We start from the raw sequence: 11,992 nt of genomic DNA, 5'->3' as shown, positions 1-11,992 counted from the left end.
CTCCGTGAAACAGAGCACCCTCCCGTTCCGTCGCCGCATCCTCGCACTGCTCGCCGTCGTCCTCGCCTTCGTCATGCTGGCGCCCGCCTCTCCGGGGGCGGCGAACCCGACCGACGAGAAGGAGACCGTCGACGAACGGGTCGACGAGCTGCAGCGGGAGCACGAGGGACTCAGCGAGGAGCTCGCGCGCGTCGTCGCAGAGATGGAGGACGCGGAATCGCAGATGCCCGACGCCGAGGACGCCGTCGACGCGGCGACGGATGAGCTCGACGAGGCGAAGCGCAAGGACGAGGAGCTGGGGGCCCGGCTGACCTCTGCGGAGAACGCGGAGAAGGAGCTGCGTGAGGAGATCGACAGCGGCACGGACCGGATCGAGGAATCGGAGAAGGCCGTCGTGGGGGTCGCCCGCAAGGCCTACCAGAACTCCGGTGTGACGAGTGATGTCGCGATGCTCCTGCAGATGACGGAGAGCGACAACGGGCTGGACGGCCTCACACGCGTCGACTCCGCAGTGCGCGGTCAGCAGCGCACGATCACCCGTCTGGGAGAGCGCCGGTCCGCGAACATCAACAACCAGGACCGGCTCGATGCGGTCTCCGAGGAGATCTCCGACCTCAAGGACGAGGCCGCCGAGGTCGTGCTCGAGAAGGAGGCCGCGGAGAAGGCCGCGTCCGACGCGAAGGACGCGCTGGACACGCTCGTGTCGCAGAAAGACTCTGCTGCGAAGACGATCGAGGAGAACCAGGTCGAGACGGCTGAGGAGCTCGAGCGCCAGAAGGAGGAGCAGGAGCGACTGGCGGATGAGATCCGCGAGTGGCAGGAGGACAACGGCGACGGCAATCGGAGCCTGCCTGGTGAAGGGTTCCTGAAGAATCCGGCGCCGGAGTACCCGATCACGTCCCCGTTCGGCTGGCGCGTGCACCCGATCGCGGGTGTGAGGCGGCTCCACTCGGGCACGGACTTCGGCACTCCCTGCGGTGTGGACGTCTACGCCGCCGCGGACGGAGTCGTCGTCTCCAGCGGGAGCGCCGGCGGCTACGGCAACCGCGTCGTCATCTCGCACGGCAAGTCCAACGGCTCGAGCATCGCGACGACGTACAACCACAACACCCGCAACCTCGTGACCGCCGGGCAGAGCGTCAGTGAGGGCGACGCCGTCGCGAAGGCCGGCACCACCGGCTCCTCGACCGGCTGCCACCTCCACTTCGAGGTGATGCAGGACGGCGAGTACGTCGACCCCATGGACTGGATCTCCTGACCCTGCGCTAGACTGGAGCGTTCGCAAGCACTGGCTTGCGCACGCGTCACGCAGGGAAGGAGGGACCATGGCGAAGGACCAGGCGAGCAAGAAGGAGCCCACTCGCAAGTCGATCGCACGCAACCGCAAGGCGCTCCACGAATACCACATCGAGGAGACCTTCGAAGCGGGTCTCGTCCTCACCGGGACGGAAGTGAAGTCGCTGCGTGAGGGCCGTGCGAACCTCACCGACGGGTTCGGCCTGATCTTCCAGGGTGAGGCGTGGCTGGAGCACGCGTACATCCCGGAGTACACGCAGGGGACCTGGACCAACCACTCCGCGCGCCGCCGCCGCAAGATGCTCCTGCACAAGACGGAGATCCTGCGGATCTCCCAGAAGGTGAGGGAAGCCGGGCACACGCTCATCCCGCTCGAGCTCTACTTCGACGGGTCGCGGGTGAAGGTCGAGATCGCGATCGCGCGCGGCAAGAAGGACTGGGACAAGCGCCAGGCGCTGCGTGAGAAGCAGGACAAGCGCGAAGCGGAGCGCGCGATGAAGGACAAGGTCCGTCGCGGGGAATAGCGATGGTGCACCTCATGTTGTGGGTGTACAGTGAAGCATCCGGATCTGGTTCCGACCAGTGATGGACGGTGTCGGGCCACCGCCTTCGGGTGGGGCCTCTGGCAACTGAATAAGGGGATGATCGGTTTCGACGCCGGCTGTTGAGCCGGGAGAAGCGGGCCGAGAATGCAGAGTCAACTCGTTAATGTCCTCTGCAAACCAATAGGTGCTGAAAACAAAACTCGCACCGATTTCGCCCTCGCTGCCTGACAGCGAGCTGAGCGAATCCGTCAGCCCGGGGTAGCTTTCGCCCCGGATTCTGGCGTCAGCTAGAAAGCCACTGCTGTTGACATTCGTCGAGGGTGTCAGCGGGACTCTTACTCGACTCCGTCCGTTGGTCTACGTGTTCGTGCGGTGACCAGGACCTAAGAAACTCTTCACGGACTGCGCCCGGAGAAGACCCAGCGATGAGTCGGCGGACGCGGGTTCGATTCCCGCCATCTCCACCCTGGGGCCCTGGAATCCTTGAGATTCCGGGGCCCTTTGCTGTTTGACCTGCGCAAACACTCTCGAGCCGAGTGCTCATGAACGTTCATGAGTGGTCTTAGAATAGCATGTGAGTGGTCCCAGTCTGGTCCTGAAGGGAGGCAGCGTGGCGAAATCGGCAGAGAAACTGCCCAGGGGCATCGACCGCAAGCCCGGAGGGCAGTACCGCGCCCGCATCTTCCGCGACGGCAAACGGCACACCCTGGGAGCGTTCCAGGCCATCGGGGACGCCGAAGCCGCACTCAGCATCGCACGCGGAGAAATCGCGCGAGGCACCTTCGTCCCACCGGACGAACAGAAAGCGCAGCGCATCGAAGCGGCGAAGGAACGGCAGCGCGCCCGCATCTCCGTCGACCAGCTCGCAGAACAGTGGTTCGCGTGGCTCGAGAAGATCGGGCGCAGCCGGGGCACCGTCTACACCTACCGGTCCCGCTACCGCACGCACATCGCGCCCACCTTCGGGGTCCGGCCCGTCGTCGACGTGACGGGCGATGACGTCGACGACTGGCACGCGGACCTACTCTCAGCGCACGGGAACGGTGTCGCCCGCCCCGCCTACCTCACGCTCTCGTCGTTGTTCCAGTACGCCGCCGGCAAAGCGCGGGATCAGCCGCGATCCTTCGTCCCACTCATCCCCGAGTCGCCAGTGCAGACGGTGGGCGCGACGAAGCACAAGCGGGTGAAGGACGGCGGAGACACGGTGCTGACCCCCTCACAGGTGCGCCAGGTGGCCGCAGAAGCGCCAGAACGGTACAAGCTGGCCGTACTGCTGTCCGGCACGATTGCGCTCCGCCTGGGGGAAGTCCTCGCCCTCCGGCGCGGTGATGTGGCGACCGACCCGCACGGGCAGGTGTGGCTGCGGGTAGAACGGCAGTTGCAGGCGCGCGGCCAAGGTCTCTACGTGTCACCCCCGAAGTCCGAGGCCGGTATCCGTGACCTTCCGATTCCCGCGCATGTCGCAGAGCACGTCACCGACCACCTGAAAGCCCATGTGGCACGCGCGAAAGCGTCGCTGCTGTTCCCGCGCACGAACAAGGGCGCAGAGTTCACACACCCGAATACGCTGCGCAACGCTTTCAACAGTGCGGTCGAAGCCGCGTTCGCGGGAATGGACGAAGAGGATCAGCCGGGGCCGGCTGTGTTCCACACGCTCCGGCATTCCGCCCTGACCCGACTAGGGCAGCAGGGGGCGACGCTCGCGGAGCTGATGACGTTCGCGGGGCACTCCGATTCCTCGACAGTCCTCAAGTATCAGCACTCGACCCGGAACCGATTGGCGATGCTCGCCGCATCTCTCGAAGAAGGAGCAGGCGCATGAGTTTGTCCGCACTGTTCGACCATTACGACAAGCGGGGAGCGGACGCTGAGACGCTCGCCGCCGCGATCCAAGCCAACCCGGACCTAGTGCCCGCATCCTCGAGACTCATCTACCGGTGCACTGGGAGACGGTGCGCACTGATGAAGGTGTACCGCACCCCGGACGGGGAAGCACTGCTGATCCACCCGCGTTACAAACTGTCCGAGGCTGTCAACGCTGCAGAGTCCAGTGCGGACGGTCGGGAGGCGAACACGGAGGACGGCAACCGGCACTGGAAGGGTTGGGCCGGCTGGCTGCAGGAGTCGAATCAGTATCCGGTCGGATGCGACCACACGCGGACGCTTCTCGGTTCGGAACGGATCGTCGCGGACCTCGACCGGAGGGCACGCACCGTCTACGTGTCCGCATAGGTGCTCACGCCCTCACTGTAGTCACATTGGTGGTATTCTCGGTCTCGTAGTTACTCAAGGCCCGTCATGGACATGACAAGCCGGAATCACGGCCACCGGCGCTTTCCCGCGAAAGGGATACGTCGTCATGTCCAGACAATCCACGCCACTACTCGCACACTCGGCACAGCCCGAGTCTGCACCCATCACGGTCTCAACGGTCACCCACGACCTGACCATCAGCGAGACCGCCCAGCTCACTCAGACTTCCGATGCCACGGTCCGTCGTTGGATCGCAGAAGGGAAGTTGCGCGCCTACCGGTACGGGCAGCGCGCAATCCGCATTGATCCCGCAGACCTGAGGAAGTTCCGGCAGCAGGTCAATCCGGCGACCTTCACGAAGGTGTCGGGCGGTGATGCCGCGTGATCGAGCAAAAGAGTAGCCGCCCCGCGGGGAACGGGACGGCCAACGATCAGCTGGGCACGCGATCAGTGTCCATCGTACCCGACGCAGATGACCTCACCCAGCGTGGCCGCGCCCTCGCCGTCCTCGTCGAGGACTCGAGCGGACGCTACCGCCGTCGCTTGTATTTGAGCCTCCGCAGCGCTGAGAGGGCAGTCCAGCGCGCCCAGCAGCGTGGCCGGGACGCCCGCGCGATCCTCGTCTCCCTCGAGCCCGTCGAAGGCGGTGAGTGCCTGTGACGACCTCATGTGATTACTGCGGAGGACCGATGGAGGCAGATCAGCACACCTTCCCAACTTCCCGCTGCTGGACCGCCGGGGAAGAGCCCGACCTCACCAATGCGTCACCGCAGCGCTGGCTGTACCAGGCCGGCTGGCGCGTCGGTAGGGACATGGGCGATGCCCAGGGTTTCCGTCGCGGCTACGTCTACGGCTACCAGGCCGGCGAACACCAGGCGCGCCTGTCTGACGATTCGTTCGTTGACGCGATCGCCCGCCGGATCCGCGAGCTCGACGACCTCGAGGTGGCGGTGAGCGAATCCATGCGCGCGACGATCAGCGGGCTCGACGCCCTCGCATATCGAGCACGAAAGCGGGGCGAACTCTCGTGAGCGACGACACTCCGAAGCAGCCTGAGGCGGCACAGCGGGGCGCCGGTGACTACCTCGTCATGACGACCGCCTCGTCGATCAAGACGCGACGAAAGAGGTTCCTGTGGGACGGGCTCATCCCGCTGGGAACGTGCAGCCTCATGTCCGGCAAAGGCGGCGAGGGGAAGTCCACGATGAGCCTCCACGTCGCCGCGCAGGTCACTCGAGGCGGTCTCGACGGAGACCTTCACGGGCAACCCCGCGACGTCCTCATCGTCAGCCCCGAGGACGAAGCCGACACCATCACCGTGAACCGGCTCAAAGCCGCCGGCGCGGACCTTGACCGGGTGCATTTCGTATCCATCGGCGCCGAGTTCGACGGGGCCGATGGGACGAGGCACATACGCCTGCCCACGGATACCAGGTTCATCCGGCAGGGAATCCTGCAGTCGGGTGCTGCGCTTGTCATCCTCGACCCGGTGACGGCACTTGTGGACGGCAGCAACGACAAGGTTCAGGACGTCCGCGCAGCGGTCGGGCCGGTCGATCAGATCGCGCAAGACCTCGACGTGTCCATCGTCCTCGTGTCCCACTTCAACAAGGGCGCCGGCAGCGTGTCGAACAAGGTCACAGGCTCGCACGCATGGCGCGATGTCGTGCGGTCGCTGCTCGTGTTCGCCTACGACTCCGAGAACGATGTGCGAGTCATGTCGCAGGACAAGTCGAACTACTCGACCGAGAACGAGTCACTCGAGTTCGCACTCGTGAGCACTCCGGTGCCGACCGACGACGGCGAGATCGCCAACGTGGGCCGCGTGCAGATCATCGGCACGACCTCCACAAGCGTGGAACAGATCATCAACCGCAGCATCGACCCGGAGGACTTTGACGGTGACGAGTCGAGTCAATGGCTGTTGCGGTACCTCGACCGTGAACCGTTCGAGTTCCCCCGCAAAGAAGTCATGTCCGCCGCTCGCGGTGAGGGGTACAGCGAACGGACCATCGGGAGAGCTCGAGAGAAGATCGGCGCGACCACGATCACCACGTCGACGTTCCCCGCGAGGACGATGTGGCGGCACCCTTCCTACCCGTCCGACGACAGTGGCACCGCTGGCACCACTGAGCCCACCGCTCCCGTGCGTGGCACGGCTGGCACAACTGGCATAACTGTTCCCACCAGCACAAACGCACCACCTGTTGAGCCGGTTCCCCACAGTCGTGCCAGTCATGCCAGCCGTGCCACACACGGCATGACAGACGTGGTCGAACCCGTAGGTGGCACCCAAGATGGCGATGGTGGCGGAGTCCTGATCCCTGACACCTTCGCCACCTACGCGCCACCTTCGCCTGTTCCCAGCGGTTCGGAGCCACCCACTGAGGACGTGTGCGCCGACTGTGGAAATCCCCTTCCGCCGCAGCACATCTTCACCGGATGCCCACGCTGCGCAGCAGAGGGGAGAACCGCGTGAACCGCCTCGAGGATCAGCAAGGACACTTGTGGCCCATCACCGGACAGTGGTGCTCCGTCTGCGGCATGCCCATCGACCCCATCACCGCCCCCACCCACCCCGGATGCGAAGGAGAACAACGATGACTGACGAACGGCTCATCGGGGAAGTGCTCGCCCTGCAGTCCAAGCGACTCACCGAGCTGCGCAACCTCGTCGACAAGCTCGAGGCGCAAGCGAATGCCAACGGCGACACCCTCGAGAGAATCCACCGCACCCTCAACGACGGAGGCGCAAAGTGAGCAAGCAATCCCACGACCCCGGCGTCCGCAAACGCCGCCGCGAAGAACGCCGCAAGCACCAGCAGACCCGCGCCGAAACCCCCGAAGCTCTCGCACGCGACCTGGTCCGGCGCAAACTGTGTTCGCCCCGAATCATCGGCTCGACCCGCAAACCCGTCCCATGACCGACTGACCGCAGAAGTACGAAACAAGAACAACACCGAATTGAATGGAGCATGACATGACCATCTACGCCCGCAGCATCAACGCCGAAGTCAACCAGCACCGCAAGTCCATCGCCGCCGCATACCAAGCGGCCGGCAAGACCATGCCCGACACAGCAGGACGAGTCCGCGAACTCATCGTCGACACCGAGAATGTCAACGAGGTCGCATCCCGTCTCGCCCGCGAAGCGTACGAGGCAGATGACCCCGACTCCTTCTTCGCCGCCGCGATCCGGGAGGTCAACGAGGCACGCGCAGCCACCGAACTCAAGGACGCCTACGTCCGTTCCGCCAACGCCGCAGCACAGGCCAGACTGGGACGCGACATCAACGAAGCGGTGAAGGAAACCTCCCCCACCTTCAACCGGACCGCGAAGGCCCTCGCCACCGCAGCCCGCAAGCTCGACCCCATCGAACCGCTCGAGGCTGAGACCGCTGTCGCCCTCGACGCCGGCGAAGCACTGACAGCGGCACGACAGGCACTCAAGCAGCTCGGAGTGTTCGCCAGCATCCACCGCCACTTCCCGAACGCACTCGACCAGCGAGCGCTCCGCGACCTGCTGCCCATCATCGACATCCCCACGCCCACAGTCGAGGAGGTCTTCCGCACAGTCGGAGCAGTCGCACAGACCGCCAACGAAGACGAACTCCGCGACACACGGATGCTTCGCCAGCTTCACGAAAACCTCAAGCGCGACGCGGACTCAACACTCATCAGCATCGCCCGCGGCGACTACCCAGGAGTCAGCCTCCACCTCGCCGACGTGGAAGAGCACAAGGAACGACTCGAGAAGGCAAGCAGCGCATTCCAGCGCCGAACCATCGAACCGTCGTCCCGCCGCGCCGTGTTCCACTGAGACACAAGGGCGAGGTTGAAGTCGGGATGCCGGCGACACAGCGAATCGGCATCCCGACCTCGACTCACTACCAGCGAGAAGCATCAGCTCAAATGAAAGAGGGGGCCAACCCCCTCCCGCCGCCCTTCGCCCCGATACACCCGGCGAAGGCGTGCTTTTCCTACGCAGGGCCCGAATAATGCGGCCCTTCAAGTTCAGACAAAGGAGTGATTGTGGTGAGGATGCCGAGGGGCTTGCAGGCTCCGGGTCAGAAGTTGTGGAAGTCGACGTTTGAGCAGTATGAGTTGTCGGACACGGAGGCTGCGGTGCTGGAGGAGGCGTGTCGGGCGAGGGATTGGATCTTGCAGCTGGACGCGGTCGTCGCGCGTGAGGGTGTGATGGCGTCGTCGTCTCAGGGGATTCGGGTGCATCCGGCTTTGACGGAGGTTCGGCAGCAGCGGTTGTTGTTGGCGCGGCTGTTGGCGACGTTGTCGATTCCGCCGCTTGAGGATGATGATTTGCCGCCGGCGCGGAAGGCGCGGGGCGTGTATCGGAGGGGTGCGTGATGGTGCGGAGGAAGCGGTTTCGGGAGGCGGTGGAGCATCCGGGCAGGTTCATGCGGTTCAAGCCGTCTGAGTGGCCTGGGGAGCCTGCGGAGGCGTATGCGCTGTGGGTTGACGAGTTCCGGGAATACTGGTCGGAGTTCGCCACGTCGTTTCCGGCGGCGCCTCGCCCGGTGGAGGGCCGGTCGCGGGGTGTTCGGGAGTATGCGCCGTCGCATTTCGTGTGGCTGATGAACCGCTTGGGGGAGGCCCGCCAGCAGGTTCGGCGGAGCATCCTCGCCAACGGTGTCGAGAATGAGACCAGCGCGGCGAAGTTCGTCTAGTTCGGTCTTGCCTTGTAACCCGGAATTCCGGGTTATGGTGTTGCGCTCCCACCGTCCGTTCTTCCGCTTTCCCTCTCCGAGGATCAGGGCGGTGGAGGCGGCGGCGATCTGGACGGTCATGGAGTCGCGGCGTCCGCTTCATCGGCTTGCCCCTGAGTCGTGCCGCGTAGCCGCGTCCAACCTCACGGTCAAACCGCTTGGTCTCGTCCTTCGTGAGCGTGTGCAAGCGTGCGCGCACCATGTCGTCTGTGACGACGAGCTCGTCTGCTGCTTCCTCGAGGCTATCCGCTTGCAGGCCTCCACGAGGTCGTCGTCGTCACGCTTCAAGCGGGCGAGGATGCCGTCACCGGTGTCGTTGTGAGTAGAGAACGTGCCACGTTCTTTACTTCTCCCGTTGCCCCTCTCAGTAATGCAAGTGGCACTTTCAAACTGGTGCCACCAGTTTGGTTTCGGATTAACCGTTGTGGCACGACGGTTTCCCCCTTTTGGCCTTCCGCCTGACGGGTTCCCGCGTGCCGGCACTTCTTCCTTCCATGCCCGCTCCACAGCCTCAGCCACCGACTCGTCCTGCTCCCGCACCCAGCCGACGAGGATGGAATCGGCGGTATCTGCTTCAGTCGTAACTCTCGTGTCACGAGAGTTAGACGTTGATGGGATGGGGCCCCCTCGCGCATCCCGAGCTGCCGGAACCTCGTTCCTCCATGCCCGCCCTGCCCCACGTGCGCGAGGACGTCATACGGGAGAAGTAAAGAACGTGGCACGTTCTCTACCCCTGCCCCACGTGCGCGAGGACGGCATCTGAGTGCCACTCAGTTGAAAGTGTCGCAGAGAGTCCTCCCCGCGCACGCGAGGACAGTAATGGACAAGAGTCCATTAGCGACGCCGACTCGGCTGCTGGCCCGCGCACGCGAGGACGGCATCGGTCGCAGTAGACCTGGTGCCACCAGGTCTACGTCCTCCCCGCGCACGCGAGGACAGTAAAGGACTCCGGGAGGCCTAGAACATGTCCGCGCTCAAGTCCTCAAGCTCGTGCGCGACATAGGCGACTGCGGAGGTGCGGCGGAGCATCCTCGCCAACGGTTCGGCCAACTGGGGATCGGACGGGACGCGCCAGGCTCGAATCCGGTAGTCGTAGGTTGCGCCCATCTGCTGCAGGGCGGCACGCTCAGCCCGGAACGTGTGGGCTTGAGGGCCACGGTCTCGGAACGTCAGACGGATCAGGACGATGTGCTCATCATCGTTGAGAGCATCCTCGAGTGTGTCTGTGGTGAGTTCTTCCATCGCCTCGCCCTACGTGAGTTCCGCTGCTGGTCGGCATCCTAGGGGAAGGTGGGGACACAGCGGGGAGGCGGGGAAGGATACGGACGCCCACGGGGCGCGCTATGCTTTGTCCCCCTTCCCCAGAATCCCGCCGCCCCCGATCCACACTCAGCGACATTTGCGGCACGACAAGTAGACCCCCGATTTTTCGAGCGTCTGCTGTTATGCCCTCGACGCGGCCTGGCCTGGCGCGACTCCGAAGCCCGTTACTTCGGTTCGGTGGATTGACGGACGCTGCTGGTTTACGGCTAGTGCGCTTTCGACGCCGGGAGTCTGGTTGACCCCGTACCGTCCTCGACGTGCTCGAGGGCAGTACGCGGCCCAGCAGGCTCTCAGCGGCGCTTGAGCGGTGTCCGCTTCATCGGCTTGCCCCTGAGTCGTGCGGAGCGGAGGCGGAGGACGGCACCGTGGTCGAAGCCGTGCGCTGCGAGGTGGTCGTCATACTCCGGCGTATGCGACTCGAGGCCGATAGCGTGTGCGTCTGCGACGACGGACTCGGCTTCGGCGGTCAGTGTCTCGAGTTCGTGTGTCGTGTAGTGGGGTAGTGCCCAGGCGGTCATTCTGAGTCCTCGAGTGGTCCCGTAGTGGTCACTCGGTTCGAAGTCTCAGTGTTGTTGCTGGTCAGTGGCTATGTTGGGACGATTCCCGCCATCTCCACTGTTCGAATAACCCCCGGTGGGAGCATGCCGCTCCCACCGGGGGTTATTCCATGTCAGAGCGCTTATAGCGTCCGGAACTGCGGGCACGAGAATAGCCCCCGATGTTCGGTTTCTGCCGGTCTAATCGTGTTTTGTACGATTGCTTCAGCCCCCATCTAGCCCCCAAGTCAGCCCCCGGGCGGGGTTGAGTGCGAGGGGCTGGCCCGCGCGATCAGGAGACAGATCATGGGTTCCAGACCATTCGGCACCATCGAAGCGAAGAACGGCAAGTGGCGAGCGCGGTACAACGCGCCAGATGGCTCCCGCCCGTCGAAAGTGTTTCCCGGAAATGCTAAGGGGCAGGCGCGTGCATGGCTAGCCAAGGCGGAGTCCTCCATCGTCGCTGGGACATGGAAGTCCGCTCGCGAGATAGCGGCTGAGCAAGCCGAGGCGGAGAGGCTGGCTGCGTATTGTGCGTTGACGGTTTCTGACTTCGCGGATGAGTGGCTGCGCAGACTGGAGAATCTGGGACGAACACCCAAGACGATCCAGACGCATTACTGGCTCATCGCAAATGAGAGTGTAGATGCGGTCTGAATCCTCCGGCGTCCAGCAGTGCCCGCAGCAGGTAGTGGCCCAGATTCCGGAACCCCAGCGCCGTGCCTCGCAGATGCTCGAGCCGGCCGTTGATCGCCTCCGTCGGCCCGTTGCTTGTGCCAGGCCGCTCGAAGTGGGCGAGCACATCGGCAGCTCTGCGTTTCAGCGTTCGCCCCAGCGTCGTCAGCTCTACCAGCGCTGCAGGGACTCCTGCAGAGAGACTCGCGATGACGGCCCGCATCCTCGCGCGTCCACGCACTCGGTCGGGGTCGCGGTACGCGGCCGCGATGCGCTGGTAGACCCACCAGGTGACGTCGACTTGCGTGTGTTCCTCGGCAGCAAGCACAGCTTCGAGTCGATCGGTCTGCTTGCTGGTGAGCAGGTTCGCGCCGGTGAGCAGGATGCGACGGATGCCATAGAGCGGATCCCCGGACCGGCCCCGGTGCCCGAGTGTCTCCTGTTGGACCCGCTGCCGACACCGCTCTACAGCACCACCAGCCAGAGCCACGACGTGGAACGGATCCATCACCGGTGGCGCGTAGCGCTACTTGGTCCCGATAGTCCACGTACCTGGTATCAGTTTTCTGGATAGGTGGTACTGCCGTGATTTCGGTGGTCTTCTGAGCGGTGGGGCGGCACGTCCGTGTCGCCCGTCACTG

The 11,992-nt window shown here is 64.5% G+C and carries 15 protein-coding genes, 1 other RNA gene and 1 pseudogene; 13 read left to right on the top strand and 4 right to left on the bottom strand.

The window, feature by feature from the left end:
* The first annotated feature begins 4 nt into the window (after window positions 1–4).
* The 6 genes from BSP109_RS08190 to BSP109_RS08165 all read left to right on the top strand — a co-directional run bounded on the left by BSP109_RS08190 (window position 5) and on the right by BSP109_RS08165 (window position 4,479).
* Entirely contained in the window at window positions 5–1,258 is a 1,254-nt protein-coding gene (locus tag BSP109_RS08190; protein ID WP_257944604.1) for a M23 family metallopeptidase, read from the top strand.
* A gap of 67 nt (window positions 1,259–1,325) precedes the next feature.
* Entirely contained in the window at window positions 1,326–1,820 is a 495-nt protein-coding gene (gene smpB / locus BSP109_RS08185; protein WP_101599988.1) for an SsrA-binding protein SmpB, read from the top strand.
* Window positions 1,821–1,933: 113 nt separating this feature from the next.
* Window positions 1,934–2,308: a transfer-messenger RNA gene (ssrA, locus tag BSP109_RS08180) on the top strand.
* A gap of 143 nt (window positions 2,309–2,451) precedes the next feature.
* Window positions 2,452–3,663: a site-specific integrase gene (locus BSP109_RS08175; RefSeq protein WP_180959656.1), complete on the top strand. Its 1,212-nt coding sequence runs from the start codon at window positions 2,452–2,454 to the stop codon at window positions 3,661–3,663.
* Window positions 3,660–4,073: a hypothetical protein gene (locus tag BSP109_RS08170; RefSeq protein WP_146001105.1), complete on the top strand. Its 414-nt coding sequence runs from the start codon at window positions 3,660–3,662 to the stop codon at window positions 4,071–4,073. The genes BSP109_RS08175 and BSP109_RS08170 overlap by 4 nt, the downstream gene beginning before the upstream one ends.
* 127 nt (window positions 4,074–4,200) lie before the next feature.
* Window positions 4,201–4,479: a helix-turn-helix domain-containing protein gene (locus tag BSP109_RS08165; RefSeq protein ID WP_101599985.1), complete on the top strand. Its 279-nt coding sequence runs from the start codon at window positions 4,201–4,203 to the stop codon at window positions 4,477–4,479.
* A 62-nt stretch (window positions 4,480–4,541) separates the two neighbouring features.
* On the opposite strand, the gene BSP109_RS08160 is transcribed toward BSP109_RS08165, so the two are convergent.
* Window positions 4,542–4,763 (bottom strand): hypothetical protein, encoded by a 222-nt coding sequence (locus BSP109_RS08160; RefSeq protein ID WP_101599984.1) that lies wholly within the window; start codon window positions 4,761–4,763, stop codon window positions 4,542–4,544.
* Window positions 4,764–4,783: 20 nt separating this feature from the next.
* On the opposite strand from BSP109_RS08160, the gene BSP109_RS08155 reads away from it, so the two are divergent.
* From BSP109_RS08155 to BSP109_RS08135, 7 genes are all read left to right on the top strand, one after another.
* On the top strand, window positions 4,784–5,125 hold the full coding sequence (locus tag BSP109_RS08155; RefSeq protein ID WP_101599983.1) for a hypothetical protein: 342 nt from the start codon (window positions 4,784–4,786) through the stop codon (window positions 5,123–5,125).
* Complete coding sequence (locus tag BSP109_RS08150; protein ID WP_101599982.1) at window positions 5,122–6,573, top strand: AAA family ATPase; 1,452 nt, start codon at window positions 5,122–5,124, stop codon at window positions 6,571–6,573. Before BSP109_RS08155 ends, BSP109_RS08150 begins: the two co-directional genes overlap by 4 nt.
* A 121-nt stretch (window positions 6,574–6,694) precedes the next feature.
* On the top strand, window positions 6,695–6,853 hold the full coding sequence (locus BSP109_RS17270) for a hypothetical protein (protein ID WP_180959655.1): 159 nt from the start codon (window positions 6,695–6,697) through the stop codon (window positions 6,851–6,853).
* The gene (locus BSP109_RS17265; RefSeq protein ID WP_180959654.1) at window positions 6,850–7,017 is read left to right on the top strand and encodes a hypothetical protein; all 168 of its coding nucleotides are present in this window, start codon (window positions 6,850–6,852) and stop codon (window positions 7,015–7,017) included. The genes BSP109_RS17270 and BSP109_RS17265 overlap by 4 nt, the downstream gene beginning before the upstream one ends.
* A gap of 56 nt (window positions 7,018–7,073) precedes the next feature.
* The gene (locus tag BSP109_RS08145; protein WP_101599981.1) at window positions 7,074–7,913 is read left to right on the top strand and encodes a hypothetical protein; all 840 of its coding nucleotides are present in this window, start codon (window positions 7,074–7,076) and stop codon (window positions 7,911–7,913) included.
* Between the two features lie 212 nt (window positions 7,914–8,125).
* Window positions 8,126–8,458 (top strand): terminase, encoded by a 333-nt coding sequence (locus BSP109_RS08140; protein WP_219618517.1) that lies wholly within the window; start codon window positions 8,126–8,128, stop codon window positions 8,456–8,458.
* Window positions 8,458–8,778 carry a hypothetical protein gene (locus tag BSP109_RS08135; protein WP_146001104.1) on the top strand — a complete coding sequence of 107 codons (321 nt, stop codon included), beginning with the start codon at window positions 8,458–8,460 and terminating at the stop codon, window positions 8,776–8,778. Before BSP109_RS08140 ends, BSP109_RS08135 begins: the two co-directional genes overlap by 1 nt.
* A 996-nt stretch (window positions 8,779–9,774) precedes the next feature.
* Here BSP109_RS08135 and BSP109_RS08125 read toward each other — a convergent pair.
* From BSP109_RS08125 to BSP109_RS08115, 3 genes and pseudogenes are all read right to left on the bottom strand, one after another.
* Window positions 9,775–10,059, bottom strand: coding sequence for a hypothetical protein (locus BSP109_RS08125; RefSeq protein WP_101599978.1), 285 nt, complete (start codon window positions 10,057–10,059; stop codon window positions 9,775–9,777).
* 371 nt (window positions 10,060–10,430) lie between these two features.
* Window positions 10,431–10,658 carry a hypothetical protein gene (locus BSP109_RS08120; protein WP_101599977.1) on the bottom strand — a complete coding sequence of 76 codons (228 nt, stop codon included), beginning with the start codon at window positions 10,656–10,658 and terminating at the stop codon, window positions 10,431–10,433.
* A gap of 643 nt (window positions 10,659–11,301) precedes the next feature.
* Window positions 11,302–11,871 (bottom strand): annotated as a pseudogene (locus BSP109_RS08115) (transposase); the annotation flags it as partial.
* Between the last annotated feature and the right edge of the window lie 121 nt (window positions 11,872–11,992).

Source organism: Brevibacterium sp. Mu109, from assembly GCF_900169375.1.
In the GTDB taxonomy this organism is placed as follows: domain Bacteria; phylum Actinomycetota; class Actinomycetes; order Actinomycetales; family Brevibacteriaceae; genus Brevibacterium; species Brevibacterium yomogidense_A.
The sequence above is the reverse complement of the archived record's forward strand: the minus strand, read 5'-3'. Positions and strand labels throughout refer to the sequence as shown.